Genomic DNA, 18,635 nt, shown 5'->3' on the forward strand with positions numbered 1-18,635 from the left:
GCCCAATTTTTATGCCCAGGAGACCTCACATGCCTGACTTCTCTGGCTTGCCGCTGGTCATCGAGGCCAGTGACCTGCTCGGTCGCCTCGATGCCGAACACCTGATCCTGGTGGACCTCACCAGCGCTGCGCGTTACGCCGAAGGGCATATCCCCGGCGCACGCTTTGTCGACCCCAAGCGCACCCAACTGGGCCAGCCACCAGCGCCGGGCCTGCTGCCGGGCAAGGCTGATCTGGAAAAGCTGTTCGGCGAACTGGGCCACACTCCGGATGCCACTTACGTGGTGTACGACGACGAAGGCGGTGGCTGGGCCGGGCGATTCATCTGGATGCTCGACGTCATCGGCCACAAGAAATACCACTACCTCGACGGCGGCCTGCTGGCGTGGCTGGAAGAAAAACACCCAGTGTCCACCGAGGTACCGGCCAGCGCCGGCGGCCCGGTCAGCCTTACGTTGCATGAAGAACCCACCGCCACCCGCGAGTACCTGCAAAGCCGCCTCGGCGCTGCCGACCTGGGCATCTGGGACGCTCGCGGCCCGCTGGAATACTCCGGCGAGAAAGTCCTCGCGGCCAAGGGTGGACACATCCCGGGCGCGGTGAACTTCGAATGGACCGCCGGCATGGACAAGGCGCGCCAACTGCGCATCCGCCGCGACATGCCGCAGATCCTCGAAGACCTCGGGCTGACCCGCGACAAAGAAATCATCACCCACTGCCAGACTCACCACCGTTCTGGCTTCACCTACCTGGTGGCCAAGGCGCTCGGTTATCCGCGAGTCAAAGGTTATGCCGGTTCCTGGGGCGAATGGGGCAACCACCCCGACACCCCCGTTGAGATTTAAGGTTTAAGGACAGTTAATGAAAAAGCAGTTGTTCATCCTCAGCCAGTACTTGCTGCCCCACCACCTGCTGTCGCGTCTGGCCGGTTGCATTGCCGAATGCCGCGTGCGCTGGTTCAAGAATGCGTTCACCAGCTGGTTTGCCAAGCGTTATCAAGTGGACATGTCCCAGGCCCTGGTTGAAGACGTGACCGCTTACGAGCACTTCAACGCCTTCTTCACCCGCGCGTTGAAAGACGGTGCACGGCCGCTGGATCAGACCCCAGGCGCGGTGTTGAGCCCGGCCGATGGCGCTGTCAGCCAGTTGGGCCCGATTGAACATGGCCGGGTGTTCCAGGCCAAGGGCCACAGCTTCAGCGTGCTGGAATTGCTGGGCGGCGATGCGGCGGTGGCTGCGCCGTTCATGGGCGGCGATTTCGTCACTGTTTACCTGTCGCCGAAGGACTACCACCGGGTGCATATGCCATTGGCCGGCACCCTGCGGGAAATGGTTTATATCCCTGGCCGAATCTTCTCGGTAAACCAGACCACCGCCGAAAATGTGCCGGAACTGTTTGCGCGTAACGAGCGTGTTGCCTGCATCTTCGACACCGAACGCGGCCCGATGGCCGTGGTTCTGGTTGGCGCGATGATCGTGGCGTCGATTGAAACGGTTTGGGCAGGCTTGGTAACGCCGCCAAAACGCGAGCTGAAAACCTTCCGCTACGACGAAGCTGCCCGTGGGCCGATCCACCTGGAAAAAGGTGCGGAACTGGGACGCTTCAAGCTGGGTTCGACGGCAATCGTGCTGTTTGGGCCGGACCAGGTTCAATGGTCGGAAGCACTGTTGGCGGGTTCGCCGGTGCAGATGGGCCAGGGCATGGGTTTGCCGAAAGCCTGACTCAAGGCGATTGAAGATCAAAATGTGGGAGCTGGCTTGCCTGCGATAGCATCGGCGCGGTCCCTCTGAAAGAACGAGGCGCCTGCATCGCGGGCAAGCCCGACTCCCACATTGATCCGGTTCAGACCTTAAGCTTTGTGTCGTTTACAGTTGGCCGTCGCGGTCGCGAAAGCCCAACAGGTACAACACGCCATCCAGCCCTAAAGTCGAAATCGCCTGCTTGGCCGATTGCTTGACCAGCGGCTTGGCCCGGAACGCCACACCCAACCCGGCAATCGCCAGCATCGGCAAGTCATTTGCCCCGTCGCCGACCGCAATGGTCTGCTCCAGACGCAACCCTTCCTTGTGTGCCAATTCCCGCAACAGGTCAGCCTTACGCTGTGCGTCGACAATCGGCTCCACGGCCACACCCGTCACCTTGCCGTCTACCACTTCCAGCTCGTTGGCGAACACATAGTCGATACCCAGCTTGGCCTGCAATTGCTTGGCGAAGTAAGTGAAACCGCCCGACAGGATCGCGGTCTTGTAGCCCAGGCGCTTGAGTTCGGCGAACAGGGTTTCGGCGCCTTCGGTCAGGCGCAGCGAGGCGCCGATGGAGTCCAGCACGCTGACGTCGAGGCCTTTGAGCAGCGCCAGGCGCTCCTTGAAGCTGGCTCGGAAATCCAGCTCACCAGCCATGGCACGCTCGGTAATTTCCGAAACCTGCTCGCCTACACCGGCAGCCTTGGCCAATTCGTCGATAACTTCGGCTTCGATCAGCGTCGAATCCATGTCGAACACCGCCAGGCGGCGATTGCGGCGGAACAGCGAGTCTTCCTGGAAGGCGATATCGACGTTCAGCTCCTGGGCAACGCTCAGGAATTCGGCACGCAGGGCCTGGGGATCTGCCGGCTCACCGCGTACGGAGAACTCGATGCAGCCCTTGCCCTTGTCCGCCGGCGTGTCCAACGGCATACGACCCGACAGACGGTCAATGTGGTCGATATTCAAACCGTACTGAGCCGTGATCGAACTGACACGCTGCAATTGCTCGGCCGTCACCTTGCGGGTCAACAGGGTCACGATGTGGCGTTTTTTGCCCTGGCCGGCCACCCAGCTCTGGTAATCCTCTTCGGACACCGGGGTGAAACGCACCTGCTGATCCAGCTTATACGCCGTAAACAGGATGTCCTTGAGCACGGACGAGGCTTGCTCGGTGCTGGGAATTTCCACCAGGATGCCGAACGACAGCGTGTCGTGAATCACTGCCTGGCCGATGTCGAGAATGTTCACACCACCCTGGGCCAGAACACCGGTAATGGCTGCGGTGAGACCCGGACGGTCCTCACCTGTGATGTTAATCAGGACAATTTCGCGCAAAGCGCACCCCCGAGCTGGAAAAAAACCGCATTCTACCCACTTTCAGTGACCATCGGGCACAGCCAGCGCTTTGCCGGTCTTGGGCCTGTCGCTATACTGCGCGTCAACTTCACGGACTAAAGAGCCGAGCTTAAGTGAACCGGCCCACGCCAGTAAAAACCGATAACTTCTTCCTGCTGATCTTCCGGGCACTGCGCCACCGCCGTGTACCGATCGCATTACGCATCGCCAGCCATAACGTGATCCTGGTCGCCCTGGCCCTGGTCATCTACGCCTGCGTGATGGGTTTGCAGTTCAAGCAGGCCATGCACGAGCAAGCCGACGCTTTGGGCGAGAGCCTGACCACCCAGACCGCCACCTCGGCGACTGAGTTGTTGGTGTCCAACGACATCCTCAGCCTCAACGTGCTGCTCAACAACCTGACCAAGAACCCGCTGGTGGCCCACGCCGCTATCTATAGCGTGGACAACCGGATCATGGCCGAAGCCGGGCAACGCCCGAAAAACGGCCTGCTGGGTGAAGCCGAAGGCCTGTACCAGAGCAATATCACGTTTCAGGACGTGAAGGCCGGCCAACTGCGCATCAGCCTGGACATGCAACAGTTCCAGCAGCCGATGACCATCAGCCTGCAGAGCATGGGCATCCTGAGTGCGATCCTGCTGGCACTGTCCCTGGCCTTGAGCCTGCGCCTGGGCCGGCATATCTCCACGCCACTGATGCAACTGCGCATCTGGCTGCGGGATATCGATGAACACACCCCGGCCACCGACCGCCAGGACGAAATCGGCGACCTCGCCCGCCAACTGCACACCAGCTTCGCGCCGGAGCCCGTAGTGCCCGAGGTTGAACCCGAGCCCGAGTTCGACGACACCGACTACGAAGACGACGAGCCCGAGTTTGAAGTGCGCAACCTGCGGGACCCGAGCTTCGACGAGTCTGCGCCGGTAGCGGCCCAAAAGCCGGCGACCCGTCATGTGATCAAGGCAGAAGAAGACGAACTGGACGAAGAAGACCCGTTCGCCGATCTTCGCGATACTTCAGTGCCAACCGCTCCTGCTGTGCAGCCTGCTCCGGTGCGCAGCACCCAGCCCCAGCACAGCGCCGTATTGGCCGTGCAACTGGGCGCACAGGATCAACTGCGTCGCTTGCCGCGGGCACGCCTGACCGAGCTGCTGGAACGTTATCGTGACTGCCTCGACCAGGCGGCCTCGCTGTATCAGAGCGAACTGCACACCCTGAACGACGGCAGCACCTTGATGCTGTTCCACAGCGAAGACAGCGGCGAAGACTACCTGACCAACGCCATCTGCTGCGGTGAACTGCTGCGGGCCCTGGGCCATGCGCTGCAAATCGAAGTGGCCGACAGCGGCATCACCCTGCAACTGCAATTGGGCCTGACGGTGGGCGACGATCTGTATGGCATGAGCCAGATCGATCTGCTCCTGACCGAGATTGCCCAGGATGCGCTGGCCTTGTCGCAACACAGCCGCAACCTGCTGCTGGTGGAACGCAAGATCAGTGACGACGTGCTGATTCGCCAGCGTGCGCGGATCCGCCCGATTGCCAGCCCTGAAGGTGCGTGCTGTGTGGAGCGGTTGATGGAGCCTTACCCGTCGATGCTTGAGCGCCAGCTGGCGCGGATGCATGAGACGCGGGCGAAGAACTAAAGAACAACGCAAATCAATGTGGGAGCGGGCTTGCTCGCGAAAGCGGCCTGTCAGTCAGCCTATGTATCGACTGATCCGCCGCCTTCGCGAGCAAGCCCGCTCCCACATTAGATCTGCGTACCGCTCAAATCCCGCACAAACAAAAGGCCCGCTCATCAGCGGGCCTTTTTGTTGGTCTGTATTCAGGTCAGAACCTGAACACTTCCATATCGGTGCGAATCGGCACGGCCATCGGCATCTTCGGCTTCTCCGGTGCCGCAGCCTTGGGCTGCGCCGGGGCCTGTTTGCGTGGCGCTTCTGCCACCGCTGGCTGATTGGCCAATGGCTTGAGGGCCACCGACAGCTGGTCAGCCAAACGTTGCAGCAACACACCCTGGGCCTGGACCTGGGACGCGGTGCTGCCGCTGTGCTCTTCCTGCAAGTGCACGATGCGGTTATCCCGCACCTGGCCACGACGGTCGATCAGGCGCCATTGCGCGTCGAGGATAGCGGGCTGCGAAACGCCCGAGTCCAGTCGCGTAATGGTCAGCAGCACCTGTACGTCCGGGGCAAAACCCAACGGCGCCGGCGCCAATACCACACGCTGGCTGTCCAGGTGGCCAGCCACCTGGCGCAACATCAACTGATTGATGTCGGACGAAAGGCTACCGGCCCAGCGGCCATCGGTGGAACCTTGCAGGCTGCCGTCGTTCTGACGTTGCAGCAGGGTTTCACGTTGCAGATAGTCGGCCACTACAACAGGGCCAAGCAATACAGCCATGCCGGCACTTTGTGCAGGCTGAGCCGGACTTCCACTGTCCAGCTGATACAGCGACACCGGTTGGTGTGTGCTGCAACCCGCCAGGCCCAAAAGGCCAGCGAGCAACAAAAATAAAGGAAGGCGCGGAGCAGTCATCATCCCATCCAGGTGGCTGCCACAAGGCGAACCACAATGTAATACTCAAAAATAACCTGTACGCGCTCAGCCACGCCGGCGCTGGAAAGGCCATATCATCCGTGAATATGCGCCATGACTCCAGCGCGAAAGCGTCGATCTACGGGTTAAATCGTAGATCGGGCGCTCTATATCGCCTTAAACGGGCGTTTCCACCAGTAAAGCGTCCACTCGCTGGAAGCCGCGCGGCAGTTTATTGCCACGACGACCCCGCTCACCCTTGTAGTGCTCGAGGTCGTCAGGGCGCAGTGACAACGTGCGCTTGCCGGCCTGCAACACCAGGGTCGAGCCTTCCGGGATCACGGCGATGTCGGTCACGTACTCTTCGCGACTGGCCACCCGCTCCCCGGGAATACCAATGATCTTGTTGCCCTTGCCTTTGCCCAACTGCGGCAAATCGCTGATCTTGAACACCAGCAGGCGCCCTTCGGTGGTCACCGACGCCAGCCAGTTGCCTTCACGGTCTTCCACCGGACGCGGCAGGATCACCTTGGCGTTGTTCGGCAGGCTCAACAACGCCTTGCCCGCCTTGTTCTTGGCCTGCAGGTCTTCACCCTTGACCACGAACCCATAGCCCGCATCGGAAGCGATGACGTACAACGAGTCATCGTCCGGCAGCAGCACGCACTCAAAATTCGCACCCGGCGGCGGTGTCAGGCGTCCGGTCAATGGCTCGCCCTGACCCCGCGCCGATGGCAAGGTGTGCGCCGGCACCGAGTAACTGCGACCGGTGGAGTCGATAAACACCGCAAACTGGTTGGAACGCCCCGCCGCCGCGGTTTTGAAACCGTCGCCAGCCTTGTAAGACAGGCCGGTGGCGTCAATATCATGCCCTTTGGCTGAGCGAACCCAACCCTTTTCCGACAGAACGACGGTAATTTTCTCGTTGGGCAGCAGCTCGGTTTCGGTCAGGGCCTTGGCTTCGGCGCGCTCGACAATCGGCGAGCGGCGGTCGTCGCCATAGGTTTCGGCGTCCTTGATCAGCTCGGTGCGCACCAGCTTCTTCAGCTTGGCCTCGCTGCCCAGCAGGGCCTGGAGCTTGGCTTGTTCCTTGAGCAGCGCGTCCTGTTCGTCCCGCAGCTTCATCTCTTCCAGTCGCGCCAACTGACGCAGACGGGTGTCGAGGATGTAGTCGGCCTGGATTTCGCTGAGTTCGAAGCGCGCGATCAGCTCGGCCTTCGGGTGCTCGGCGGTACGGATGATATGGATCACTTCATCCAGGTTGAGGTAAGCGATCAGCAAGCCGTCCAACAGGTGCAGGCGGCGTTCGACCTTGTCCAGGCGGAATTGCAGGCGGCGACGCACGGTCTGCACCCGGAATTCCAGCCATTCCACCAGCAAAGCCCGCAGGTTCTTCAACTGCGGCTTGCCGTCCAGGCCAATGATGTTGATGTTGACCCGATAGCTGGACTCCAGCTCGGTGCTGGCGAACAGATGCTGCATCAGCACTTCATGGTCGACCCGGCTGTTGGTCGGGATGATCACGATGCGGCACGGGTTTTCGTGGTCGGACTCGTCACGCAGGTCGGCGACTTGCGGCAGCTTCGACGGCTTGGCCTGCATCAGCGCGGCAATCTGCTCCAGCACCTTGGCCCCGGATACCTGATGCGGCAGCGCGGTGACGATGATGTCGCCGTCTTCGATGTGGTACACGGCGCGCATGCGCACCGAGCCTTTACCGGTCTGGTAGATTTTCAGCAGGTCGGCGCGAGGCGTGATGATTTCTGCTTCGGTCGGGTAATCCGGGCCCTGGATATGCTCGCAGAGCTGTTCGACCGTAGCCTTCGGCTCATCCAGCAGGCGCACGCAGGCGCTGGCCACTTCCCGCAGGTTGTGGGGCGGTACGTCAGTGGCCATGCCCACGGCGATACCCGTGGTGCCATTGAGCAGGATATTCGGCAAACGTGCCGGCAACACCAGCGGCTCGTCGAGGGTGCCGTCAAAGTTCGGGCCCCAGTTGGCCGTGCCCTGGCCCAGTTCGCTGAGCAACACTTCCGAATACCGCGACAGACGCGCTTCGGTGTAACGCATGGCGGCGAAGGACTTCGGATCATCCGGCGCACCCCAGTTACCCTGGCCGTCCACCAGCGTGTAGCGGTAGCTGAACGGCTGGGCCATCAGCACCATGGCTTCGTAGCACGCCGAATCGCCGTGGGGGTGGAACTTACCGAGCACGTCACCGACGGTACGCGCCGACTTCTTGTGCTTGGAGTCAGCGTCCAGGCCCAACTCACTCATCGCATAGATAATGCGCCGCTGTACGGGCTTCAGGCCGTCGCCGATATGCGGCAAGGCACGGTCCATGATCACGTACATGGAGTAGTTGAGGTAGGCATTTTCGGTGAAGTCAGCCAGCGACCGGCGTTCAACGCCATCTAAGCTGTCTGCAAGGATGTCACTCATGCGGGCCTCATCATTGTTTGGTCTGGCGCAGCAGCAAAGTGCCGCTGCGCTGGGTAAATTCAAGTTGTTTCAATGCACTCATGCCCAGCAATACCTGTTCATCGCCCAAACCTGGTACCACGATGGCGCGCACGTCCCGAAGGACGATATCGCCCAGTTGCAGGCGGCCCAACTCGGTCCGAAAGCCCTGGGTTCGCCCGTTGGCCGTACTCACGCCAACCGGCATGCCGCGTTCAAGCCCGAGACGGTCGGCCAATTCAGCCGGAACCGCCACGTCGGTGGCCCCGGTGTCGAGCATGAACTGCACCGGCTTGCCGTTGATCTGGCCAGTGGCGACAAAATGCCCTTGGCCGTTGCCCAGCAGTTTTACTTCGATATAACCCTCGTGCTGCTCCGAGGTCACCACGGCATTGGGGTTTTCCTGTCGCGCTTCCCACTGCCCAAAAAATCGTGTCGCCAAAAACAGGCCGGCGCCCCACGCGACGAACATCAACACACGCCCGGCGCGCTTGCCGGGTGGTTGCGCACTCATGGCTTGGCGCTCCAGCCACCCGCAGGGGCGGCGAAACGATAGACCACCGGCCGCTTTTCGCCATCGGCGCGGGCACCGAAGTTATTGTCGATGCCGATCCAGGCACCGTCAGCGTCCACCACCAAGGCTTCGGCCAATCCATAGGCCTGGGCATAACGCCGATTCGGCGTCAGCGCTTCATCGGCAAACGACCAGCACAACTCCACCTGGGCCGTGACCGCATCCCGGCGACACACCTGAAACGCATTGCGCTCCAGGGTAAACAGCTTGCCATTGAACAGCGCCAGGTCGGCAAAGTCCTTGGACACCGCCTTGGCGCCCGGGAACTGCGCCGGCTGCATCTCCTGGCCGGCCTCGCTCAGCAATACACAAGGGCCGTCACAATCCCAGAGGGTTTGCGGGCGCTTGATGGAGATCAACCCGCGCCGCTCACGCTCTGCTGCGAGCCAGATTTGATTGCCTTCCGGGTTCACCACGATGCCTTCAAACAGCGCGTTGAAGTGCAGCAACATGCCACTGGCCCGAGCTTCGCGAACCATGCCCGGGGCGATCTTCAGCCACTCCGTTTCACCGTGTTCTGAGGAGAAAGGCACCCTGAGAACCGCCGCGTGGGCTTCGCTGACAATGTAACGGTTACCCGCCGCATCGCAGCTGATGCCTTCAAAATCCAGATCACCACCACGAATCAACGCAGCTGCCCTGGTGCGTGAGCGCAGGCCAAAGGGCAAACCCGACGCCGGCACCGGCGGCACATCAATCCCGTATTTCTCTGCTTTCCAGACGTCACCGGCGGTATCGAGCCGGTAGATCTGGTCGTCATCGCGATCGGAGACTGTCCACAATTCGCTACCGCATAAGGCCAGGCCCGACAGGTTGCCGCCGCGCATGCCTTCCACCGGGTGTTCCGACAACAGCTTCAGCTCAGCCACGGGCGCCGCGACCGCCGAGGTGGTCGCCAACCCGCTCAACAACAGAATCGCCAGGGCGAAACTGCTGCGCATCAGCCCAGAACCTCGGCCAGGTTACCCTTGGACTCCAGCCAGTTCTTGCGATCCGGCGCGCGTTTCTTCGCCAGCAACATGTCCATCATTTCCGAGGTAGCGGCGAAATCTTCCAGGGTCAACTGCACCAGGCGCCGGGTGTTCGGGTCCATGGTGGTTTCCCGCAGCTGCGGCGGGTTCATCTCACCCAGGCCCTTGAATCGGGTGACCTGCGGCTTGCCGCGTTTCTTCTCGGCCACCAGGCGATCGAGGATGCCATCGCGCTCGGCTTCGTCCAGGGCGTAGAAAATCTCCTTGCCCAAGTCGATGCGGTACAAAGGCGGCATGGCGACATAGACGTGACCGGCATCCACCAACGGGCGGAAATGCTGGACGAACAGTGCACAGAGCAAGGTCGCAATGTGCAAGCCGTCGGAGTCGGCGTCGGCGAGGATGCAGATCTTGCCGTAGCGCAGCTGACTCATGTCCGCCGCGCCCGGGTCGACACCGATGGCCACGGCGATGTTGTGCACTTCCTGGCTGGCCAGCACTTCGCTGCCATCGACTTCCCAGGTGTTGAGAATCTTGCCCCGCAGCGGCAGGATCGCCTGGAATTCCTTGTCCCGCGCTTGCTTGGCGGAACCGCCGGCAGAATCACCTTCCACCAGGAACAGTTCGGAACGCATCGGGTCTTGCCCGGCGCAATCCGCCAGCTTGCCCGGCAGTGCCGGACCCTGGGTGATGCGCTTGCGCTCGACTTTCTTGCTGGCCTTCAGGCGACGGCCGGCGTTGTTGATCGCCAGCTCCGCCAGGGCCAGGCCCAATTCAGGGTGTTCGTTGAGCCACAGGCTGAAGGCATCCTTGACCACCCCGGAGACAAACGCCGCTGCCTCACGGGACGACAGGCGCTCCTTGGTCTGGCCGGAGAATTGCGGCTCCTGCATTTTCATCGACAGGACGAACGCGATCCGCTCCCAGACGTCTTCCGGCGCCAGCTTCACGCCGCGCGGCAGCAGGCTGCGGTATTCGCAGAATTCGCGCATGGCATCCAGCAAGCCCTGGCGCAAACCGTTGACGTGGGTACCGCCCTGGGCCGTCGGGATCAGGTTGACGTAGCTTTCCTGGACGCTGTCGCCACCTTCCGGCAGCCACAACAAGGCCCAGTCCACGGCTTCTTTATTACCCGCCAGGCTGCCGCAGAACGGCTCGTTCGGCAGGCGCTCGAATTCGCTGACGGAGTCTTCCAGGTAGGACCGCAGGCCGTCTTCGTAATGCCACTCGACCTTTTCGCCGGTGCCTTTGTCTTCAAAGCTGACCAGCAGGCCCGGGCACAGAACAGCCTTGGCCTTGAGCACATGCTTGAGGCGGCTGATGGAGAATTTGGGTGAATCGAAGTATTTCGGGTCCGGCGCGAAGTACACGCTGGTGCCGGTGTTGCGCTTGCCGACGGTGCCGATCACTTCCAGGTCGGTGGCCTTGTAGCCATCGGCGAAAGTCATCTGATACTCGTTGCCGTCGCGCTTGACCTTGACCCGTACGTGGTTCGACAGGGCGTTGACCACGGAAATACCCACACCGTGCAAGCCACCGGAGAACTGGTAGTTCTTGTTGGAGAACTTGCCGCCGGCGTGCAGCTTGGTGAGGATCAGCTCGACGCCCGACACACCCTCTTCCGGGTGAATGTCCACCGGCATGCCACGACCGTCGTCGGACACTTCCAGGGAATGGTCGGCGTGAAGGATGACTTGTACCGACTTGGCGTGCCCGGCCAAGGCTTCGTCGACGCTGTTGTCGATGACTTCCTGGGCAAGGTGGTTCGGCCGACTGGTGTCGGTGTACATGCCGGGGCGTTTGCGCACCGGGTCGAGGCCCGAGAGGACTTCGATGGCGTCGGCGTTATAAGAGCTAGCGCTGGGAGTGGCCATGGGGTCTCGTCGTGAGTCGTTCGATTAAAAAGTAACCTGCGGTTTCACAATGCGGTGAAATCGAAGGATTGGTACTGATCGGAGCCTATGCCGGCAAAACTCAACAGCGCCGGTAACTGTTGGGCGAAGCCCTGGTAACCGTGATCGCCACCGGCCTGGATGCGCAAGGCACAGGCCCGGTAATACTGCTGGGCGAGGCGATAATCCAGTGTTTCATCGCCGGTCTGCAACCACACCTGATAACGCTGGGCGTCCTGGGGCGCCGGCACTTCCAGCTCGGCCAGGGCCGCGACGTGGTCGTGGGTCAGCTCCCAGGTCTCATCGGTGTAGAGGTTCTTCTGGGTGCCCAGGTAACCGTCGAACATCCGATGAGGGCTGACTGCCGGGTTGACCAGCAAGGCGTTGAGGCCATGGCGTTCGGCAAGATGGGTTGCATAGTAGCCGCCGAGTGAGCTGCCTACCAGCAGTGGCCTTCCGAGGTCACGGATAGCCGCCTCCAACTGGGGGATCGCCTGGCGGGGGTGGTGATGCAGGGCCGGCACGCGCAGTTGGTCGGCCAGACCGAGGCTGTCCATCACGGTGATCAACTGCCTGGCCTTGTTGGAGGCTGGTGCGCTGTTGAAACCGTGGATATACAAGATCGATGCGGACATTCCGGGTCCTCTGTGGGTCTGCCAAAGAGGCGCAGTTTACAGGGAAATCTCAGTAGCCGTTGCTACCGTAATCCACCTGAAACGCGAAGCCCTGCACCCGCTCCACACCGGTTTCCAACCGCCCGTCGGCATGCAACCGCAGCCAGCGATACCCGGGTGCCTGCTCACTCACGCTGAAATCCTCACTCCCGGGAGCGAACTGAATACAGGTAGAAGGCGAAGCCAACAAACGCACCCCATTGCGCTCCCGGTCAATTTCCTGATGCACATGCCCCCAAAGCACCGCCCGCACCTGCGGAAACCGATCCAGCACCGCAAACAACGCCTCAGGATTGCGCAAACCGATGGGCTCCATCCAAGCGCACCCAATCGACACCGGATGATGGTGAAAACACACCAGATGATGCCGAGTCGGCGCCTCACTCAACGATTGCGCCAACAGTTGCAGTTGCTGGTCCTGCAAATACCCCGGCACCGAGCCCGGCACCGCCGAGTCCAGCAGGGTAATCCGCCAGTTACCCACATCCACCACCGGTTCCAGCAACGCACTGTTGATCGCCGCTTGCAGCATCACCTGCGGCTCATCGTGATTCCCCGGGATCCAGCGCGCCGGCGCCTGAATCTGCCGCGTCATGTCACGAAACGCCTGATACGACTCCAGCGTACCGTCCTGGGACAAATCCCCGGTGGCCAGCACCAGATCAATCTGCGGCTGCTGCACCAACACCGTGTCGATCACCCGTTGCAGGCTCTCGCGGGTATTCATGCCCAGCAGGCCGCCGTCCGCCTCGGCAAACAGGTGACTGTCGGACAACTGCACCAGCAACGCCGAAGCGTCAGGGTTCATGGCGGATACGCTCGGCAAGGCGTTCTCCCAGGGCGTGATCACAGGAATGGACATTTGAGGCGATTATGCTGGGGCAGGACACAAAGAGGAAACCCGTGAAGCGGACGCAGTTCACATCTATCGAACGACTTCGAACTCGTGGCCCAGGGCCAGGCAGTGACTCAACCATTCACCGAGGAACACATTGAGCTGTGCTTTCTCATCGGGTTGGTGCATGAACACGTTGGGGTAAGGATAGATGCTGCGAAAGCGTCGTGCATGTTCGGCGCTGATCACTTCGGCCATGCGTGCGTCGTGGTACACCTGCACTTCCAGCTGCGGCACCGGCAGCCACGGCAGGCTGTGCTCCTGACGCACCCGCAAAGTGGTGGTGTACGGGCAGTTCACGATCACTTCCAGGGTCAGCACGCCGAGCATCTGGTCGCCGTGAGTCACGGCAATGCGCCGCGCCTCGGGGGTGTGGCGCATGTCCGGCAGCAGCCGCATCAGCCGTGCATAGTTGGCCTCGCAGGCTGCTTGCAGCCCGATCAGGTCAACCCGATATCGCTCCCGTGCCTTTACTGCCATAACCCCCTCACTTCCGCGCGATTAAGCGCAAGCCATTGCAGGGCAATAATGCTCGCTGCGTTGGAAATTTTACCGTCACGTACCGCCTGCAGGGCATCTTCAAAGGCCCAGACGGTGACGCGGATATCTTCGGCTTCCTCTTCCAGTCCATGGACGCCACCGGCCCCGGCGCTTTCGCAACGGCCCAGGAACAAGTGGACAAATTCGGTGCTGCCACCCGGCGACGGAAAGTACTTGGTGATCGGCCAGAGTGCGGAGAATGTAAGGCCAGCTTCCTCCTCGGCTTCGCGGTGTGCAACCTCCTCCGGTTGCTCATCCTTGTCGATCAGGCCGGCGACCATTTCGATCAGCCACGGGTTGTCGGTACGCCCCATGGCGCCGACGCGAAACTGCTCGATCAGCACCACTTCATCGCGCTGCGGGTCGTAGGGCAGTACACACACGGCGTCATGACGCACAAAGACTTCGCGATTGAGTTCACGGCTCATGCCGCCATCAAACTTCTCGTGCCGCAGTTTCAGCCGATCCAGTTTGTAGAAGCCCTTGTAGGCATTGTCGCGCTGAACAATCTCGACCTTGCTCGGCGTCGATTTCGCTGTGTCCGTCATATCAACCCTCGTTTATTGCCTTGCGGTGTCGAGGCGGCCTCGACATCGCGCCATCCTAACGCGCTCGTGCCCCTTGATGCAGCCCCTTTCCGGTTGCCGGGATAGACGGCGGGCGTCAAACTCACTCTAATCAGCTTAGTGGCGAACTGACTGCCTTGTCGGGAGTCGAAGCTCCACATTTTCACCTTTCCTCGATTTATGAAGGACACACATGTCGCTTTTAAAAATCGCCTCCGTGGCCTGTATCGCCTTGACCCTGGGTGCTTGCCAGAGCCTGTTCCAACCGGCCTACCTGAAGCCGCTGGACACCACCGCCGACGCCTCCGAGCAGATCAAACCCGGCTGCAGCAGTCCGGATTGCCCGCTGGTAAATATCGATACCGTGCACTTCCCGTCCGAGCCGCAGTTGGACCAGATCATCGAACAGCGCCTGCTGCAGATGGCCCGCACTTCACCTGGCCAGGCCATGCCCGCCACCCTGAACGCCTACCGCGACAAGTTCTTGCGTGAGTCCCCGGACCGCAACAGCATGTACTTGCAGGCCAAGGTACGTGAGCAGCATGACGGACTGGTGATCATCGAAGTGTCCAGCTACCTGGACACCGGCACCGCCCACGGCGAGCCGGGCCGCGGCTTCATCAACTATTCACGCCTGCTGCACAAAGAGCTGAGCCTGACCGACATGCTGTTGCCAGGCCAGGAAGATGCATTCTGGAAGACCGCGAAAGTCGCCCACAACAACTGGCTGATCAACTCGCAGATGGACCGTGACCCGGAGTTCGTGAAGAACTGGCCGTTCCAGAAAACCCCGAATGTGGCGCTGACCAGCAATGGCGTGGTGCTCAAGTACAACGTGACCACCATCGCGCCGTACGCATTGGGGCTGATCGAAATGACCATCCCCTATGCGCGCCTCACCGGCGTGATCAAGCCTGAGCTGGTGCCCGCACGCCACTGAAGGCCCGGCCCAGGATGAAGTGCAACAGCCCTGCCAGCACCAGCGCCGGCAGGGTCGCGCCGACATCCGGGTACAGATTCGCCAACAGGTGATAGGTGCTGATCCCTCCAAGCCACGCCAGCAGTGCCGGCCAGCGCAGGTTGGCGGCAACACCATGGCCACGACGGCGCAGGATGAAGTGATCCACCAGCACCACGCCGAACAGCGGCGCGAACACCGAGCCGATCAGCAGCAGGAAGTTCTGGTACTGCGCCAACGGTGCAAAGCAGGCGATCAGCGTGCAGATAACGCCAATGGCCAATGCCAGGTGCTCGACTTTCAAGCGCAACAGAATCCCGCTGGACACCGCCGCCGAGTGAATATCGGCGAACGCGTTTTCTGATTCATCCAACAGGATCAGCAGCAGAGGAATCCCCAGGCCGGCTCCGGCCAATGCCAGCAGCAACGCATTCACTTCACCGCTCGGCGCAAACGCCAGGGTGTAGGCCACGCCAAGGCTCATCAGCCAGAAGTTACCGATGAAGAAACCCAGTGCCGTGCCGCCGAACACGTTTTTCGCGCGTTTGCCGAAACGTGAGTAGTCGGCAATCAGTGGCAGCCAGGACAGCGGCATGGCAATCGCGATATCGAAGCCAACGGCAAACGGCATCGAACCGTCACCAGCCTGGGCCCAGAGAGCGGCCAGGTCGGCTTTGGCAAACAGGTTCCAGGTCAGCCACAGGCAGGCGGCCAGCAGCAGCCAGATGCCCCATTTACGCAGGATCTGCCGCACAAAAGTCAGCGGACCGCTGACGGCAAGCAAGGTCGCGAGGGCGCCGAATACCAGGGTCCAGAACAATGGGCTGGTCAGCAGGCTGCCTTCGCTGAACGCGCGGGCGCCCAACAGGCTGGCGGCGTCGCGCATCACGATGATTTCGAACGAGCCCCAGCCGATCAGCTGCAGCAGGTTCAGCAGCGCCGGCAGGCTTGCGCCCTTGGTGCCGAGGCTGAGTTTCAGGGCGGCCATGGACGACAGGCCGGTGTCGCTGCCGATCACGCCGACGGCGGCCAGCAACAGCACGCCGACCAAAGTGCCGAGGAAAATCGCCAGCAAGGAACCGGAGAGGCCCAGGCCCGGCGCCAACAGTGCGCCGGTTTGCAGGACCATCAGGCCGATGCCCAGGGAGAACCACAGGGAAAAGAGATCGCGGGCGCCGAAGACGCGTTTGTCGGTGGGCACCGCGATGTCTGGGGAATAGGTGCTGGGTTGAATGCTCAAGGGTGCTATCTCAGAGGGACACTATTATTTGAATCAGCAAAGTCCCCTGTGGCGAGGGAGCTTGCTCCCGCTGGGCGGCGAAGCCGCCCCAAAACCTGCAACCGATGAGTGTCAGTCAAGACACCGATCCAGATTCCGGGAGCGCTGCGCACTCCAGCGGGAGCAAGCTCCCTCGCCACAGGTTCTGATTCAGACCTTTTTGTACAGCTGGCTACCTTCCTGCTTGAACCGCTCCGCCTGCTCCGCCAGTCCCTTGGCCACGTCCACATCCACCGCTTCAATGCGCTGGTTGGCCGCGTACTCACGCACTTCCTGGGTGATCTTCATCGAGCAGAATTTCGGCCCGCACATCGAGCAGAAATGCGCGACCTTGGCCGAGTCCTTCGGCAAGGTTTCATCGTGGTAAGAACGCGCCGTGTCCGGGTCCAGGCCCAGGTTGAACTGGTCCTCCCAACGGAATTCAAAGCGCGCCTTGCTCAACGCGTTGTCACGAATCTGCGCCCCCGGATGCCCCTTGGCCAAGTCCGCCGCATGGGCCGCGATCTTGTAGGTGATGATCCCGGTCTTCACATCGTCCTTGTTCGGCAGGCCCAAATGCTCCTTCGGCGTGACGTAGCAGAGCATCGCGCAACCGAACCAGCCGATCATCGCCGCCCCGATGCCCGAAGTGATGTGGTCATAACCCGGGGCGATGTCGGTGGTCAGCGGACCGAGGGTGTAGAACGGCGCTTCGTCGCAGCACTCCAGCTGCTTGTCCATGTTCTCCTTGATCAACTGCATCGGCACGTGGCCCGGGCCTTCGATCATGGTTTGCACGTCGTGCTTCCAGGCAATCTTGGTCAACTCGCCGAGGGTTTCCAGCTCGCCGAATTGCGCGGCGTCGTTGGCGTCGGCAATCGAGCCCGGGCGCAGGCCGTCTCCCAGGGAGAAGCTGACGTCGTAGGCCTTCATGATTTCGCAGATTTCGTCGAAATGGGTGTAGGTGAAGTTCTCTTTGTGGTGCGCCAGGCACCACTTGGCCATGATCGAACCACCACGGGACACGATGCCGGTGACGCGCTTGGCGGTCAGCGGTACATAGCGCAGCAATACGCCGGCGTGGATGGTGAAGTAGTCGACGCCCTGCTCGGCCTGTTCGATCAGGGTGTCGCGGAACAGCTCCCAGGTCAGGTCTTCAGCGGCGCCGCCGACTTTTTCCAGGGCCTGGTAGATCGGCACGGTACCGATCGGCACCGGCGAGTTGCGGATGATCCACTCGCGGGTTTCATGGATGTGCTTGCCGGTGGACAGGTCCATCACCGTGTCCGAACCCCAGCGAATGCCCCACGTCAGTTTCGCCACTTCTTCTTCGATGGACGAACCCAGGGCGCTGTTGCCGATGTTGCCGTTGATCTTCACCAGGAAGTTACGGCCGATGATCATCGGTTCCAGTTCGGTGTGGTTGATGTTGGCCGGGATGATCGCGCGGCCACGGGCGATTTCTTCGCGCACAAATTCCGGGGTGATGATTTTCGGCACGCTGGCACCGAAGCTGTGGCCGGCGTGTTGCTGGTCCAGCAGGCCGGCGGCGCGGGCCTCTTCCAGCTTCATGTTTTCGCGGATGGCGACGTATTCCATCTCGGCGGTGATGATGCCTTTGCGGGCGTAGTGCATCTGGGTGACGTTGGCCCCGGCCTTGGCACGGCGCGGGTTTTTCACGTGGGCAAAACGCAGCGCGGTCAGCTCGGCATCGCTCAGGCGCTGCTGACCGAAGTGCGAGCTCAAGCCCGACAGGCGCTCAGTGTCGCCGCGGGATTCGATCCACGGCGAGCGCACATCGCCCAGGCCTTTGCGCACGTCGATGATCACGTTCGGGTCGGTGTAGGGGCCTGAGGTGTCGTAGACCACTACGGGCGCATTGATTTCGCCGCCGAAGTCGGTGGGGGTCACGTCGAGACTGACTTCACGCATCGGCACGCGGATATCCGGACGGGTGCCCTGGACGTAGATTTTTTGCGAGCGGGTAAACGGCTGCACGGAACCGGAGTCGACCTTGGCCGATTCACTCAAGTGCACGGTGTTTTTTGATTTTTGGCTTTTTAATTCGATGCTCATCACGGGCTCTCCAACTATCCAGGCGGTGGATTTTTGTCGGAGTGAACCTGTGACGGATGGACGCACTGTGACAGTGCTGTGCTTGGCGCACGGGCTGTTCGATTGTCGAACAACATCCCGGACGAAGC

16 protein-coding genes are annotated in these 18,635 nt (G+C 61.4%); 4 read left to right on the forward strand and 12 right to left on the reverse strand.

Annotated elements, in window-relative coordinates; genetic code table 11:
• Positions 1 to 29 precede the first annotated feature (29 nt).
• The gene (locus AC3WKX_RS05330; RefSeq protein WP_102367974.1) at positions 30 to 845 is read left to right on the forward strand and encodes a rhodanese-like domain-containing protein; all 816 of its coding nucleotides are present in this window, start codon (positions 30 to 32) and stop codon (positions 843 to 845) included.
• A gap of 16 nt (positions 846 to 861) precedes the next feature.
• On the forward strand, positions 862 to 1,722 hold the full coding sequence (gene asd / locus AC3WKX_RS05335) for an archaetidylserine decarboxylase (protein WP_102604275.1): 861 nt from the start codon (positions 862 to 864) through the stop codon (positions 1,720 to 1,722).
• A gap of 144 nt (positions 1,723 to 1,866) precedes the next feature.
• Here asd and serB read toward each other — a convergent pair whose 3' ends face one another.
• On the reverse strand, positions 1,867 to 3,081 hold the full coding sequence (gene serB / locus AC3WKX_RS05340) for a phosphoserine phosphatase SerB (protein ID WP_003217536.1): 1,215 nt from the start codon (positions 3,079 to 3,081) through the stop codon (positions 1,867 to 1,869).
• Between the two features lie 134 nt (positions 3,082 to 3,215).
• On the opposite strand from serB, the gene AC3WKX_RS05345 reads away from it, so the two are divergent.
• A complete protein-coding gene (locus tag AC3WKX_RS05345; protein ID WP_008439111.1) occupies positions 3,216 to 4,748 on the forward strand; it encodes an AhpA/YtjB family protein in 1,533 nt (510 codons plus the stop codon).
• A gap of 187 nt (positions 4,749 to 4,935) precedes the next feature.
• Here AC3WKX_RS05345 and AC3WKX_RS05350 read toward each other — a convergent pair whose 3' ends face one another.
• The 9 genes from AC3WKX_RS05350 to AC3WKX_RS05390 form a co-directional block, all read right to left on the reverse strand.
• A complete protein-coding gene (locus AC3WKX_RS05350) occupies positions 4,936 to 5,643 on the reverse strand; it encodes a PqiC family protein (RefSeq protein WP_003217538.1) in 708 nt (235 codons plus the stop codon).
• A gap of 177 nt (positions 5,644 to 5,820) precedes the next feature.
• A complete protein-coding gene (parC, locus tag AC3WKX_RS05355; protein WP_003217539.1) occupies positions 5,821 to 8,085 on the reverse strand; it encodes a DNA topoisomerase IV subunit A in 2,265 nt (754 codons plus the stop codon).
• Between the two features lie 10 nt (positions 8,086 to 8,095).
• A complete protein-coding gene (locus tag AC3WKX_RS05360) occupies positions 8,096 to 8,617 on the reverse strand; it encodes a retropepsin-like aspartic protease family protein (protein ID WP_008439113.1) in 522 nt (173 codons plus the stop codon).
• Positions 8,614 to 9,618, reverse strand: coding sequence for an esterase-like activity of phytase family protein (locus tag AC3WKX_RS05365; RefSeq protein WP_102604276.1), 1,005 nt, complete (start codon positions 9,616 to 9,618; stop codon positions 8,614 to 8,616). The genes AC3WKX_RS05360 and AC3WKX_RS05365 overlap by 4 nt, the downstream gene beginning before the upstream one ends.
• Positions 9,618 to 11,522 carry a DNA topoisomerase IV subunit B gene (gene parE, locus AC3WKX_RS05370; protein WP_003209518.1) on the reverse strand — a complete coding sequence of 635 codons (1,905 nt, stop codon included), beginning with the start codon at positions 11,520 to 11,522 and terminating at the stop codon, positions 9,618 to 9,620. The genes AC3WKX_RS05365 and parE overlap by 1 nt, the downstream gene beginning before the upstream one ends.
• 44 nt (positions 11,523 to 11,566) lie before the next feature.
• Entirely contained in the window at positions 11,567 to 12,175 is a 609-nt protein-coding gene (locus AC3WKX_RS05375; RefSeq protein ID WP_102604277.1) for a YqiA/YcfP family alpha/beta fold hydrolase, read from the reverse strand.
• Positions 12,176 to 12,224: 49 nt separating this feature from the next.
• Positions 12,225 to 13,040: a 3',5'-cyclic-AMP phosphodiesterase gene (cpdA, locus tag AC3WKX_RS05380; protein WP_008439120.1), complete on the reverse strand. Its 816-nt coding sequence runs from the start codon at positions 13,038 to 13,040 to the stop codon at positions 12,225 to 12,227.
• A 99-nt stretch (positions 13,041 to 13,139) separates the two neighbouring features.
• Positions 13,140 to 13,589 (reverse strand): DUF1249 domain-containing protein, encoded by a 450-nt coding sequence (locus AC3WKX_RS05385; RefSeq protein WP_003209507.1) that lies wholly within the window; start codon positions 13,587 to 13,589, stop codon positions 13,140 to 13,142.
• Positions 13,580 to 14,197 (reverse strand): NUDIX domain-containing protein, encoded by a 618-nt coding sequence (locus AC3WKX_RS05390; protein ID WP_003209505.1) that lies wholly within the window; start codon positions 14,195 to 14,197, stop codon positions 13,580 to 13,582. The genes AC3WKX_RS05385 and AC3WKX_RS05390 overlap by 10 nt, the downstream gene beginning before the upstream one ends.
• Before the next feature lie 211 nt (positions 14,198 to 14,408).
• Between AC3WKX_RS05390 and AC3WKX_RS05395 the strand changes: the two genes are divergently transcribed.
• Positions 14,409 to 15,155, forward strand: a complete 747-nt coding sequence (locus AC3WKX_RS05395) for an RsiV family protein (RefSeq protein ID WP_087692488.1) — start codon at positions 14,409 to 14,411, stop codon at positions 15,153 to 15,155.
• Here the strand turns inward: AC3WKX_RS05395 and cytX are convergent.
• Both cytX and thiC read right to left on the reverse strand, forming a co-directional pair.
• Positions 15,124 to 16,413 (reverse strand): putative hydroxymethylpyrimidine transporter CytX, encoded by a 1,290-nt coding sequence (gene cytX / locus AC3WKX_RS05400; RefSeq protein ID WP_102604278.1) that lies wholly within the window; start codon positions 16,411 to 16,413, stop codon positions 15,124 to 15,126. The two genes, AC3WKX_RS05395 and cytX, sit on opposite strands and share 32 nt — an antisense overlap.
• 189 nt (positions 16,414 to 16,602) lie before the next feature.
• On the reverse strand, positions 16,603 to 18,507 hold the full coding sequence (thiC, locus tag AC3WKX_RS05405) for a phosphomethylpyrimidine synthase ThiC (RefSeq protein ID WP_008439122.1): 1,905 nt from the start codon (positions 18,505 to 18,507) through the stop codon (positions 16,603 to 16,605).
• Between the last annotated feature and the right edge of the window lie 128 nt (positions 18,508 to 18,635).

The organism is Pseudomonas sp. GP01-A4 (assembly GCF_058780865.1).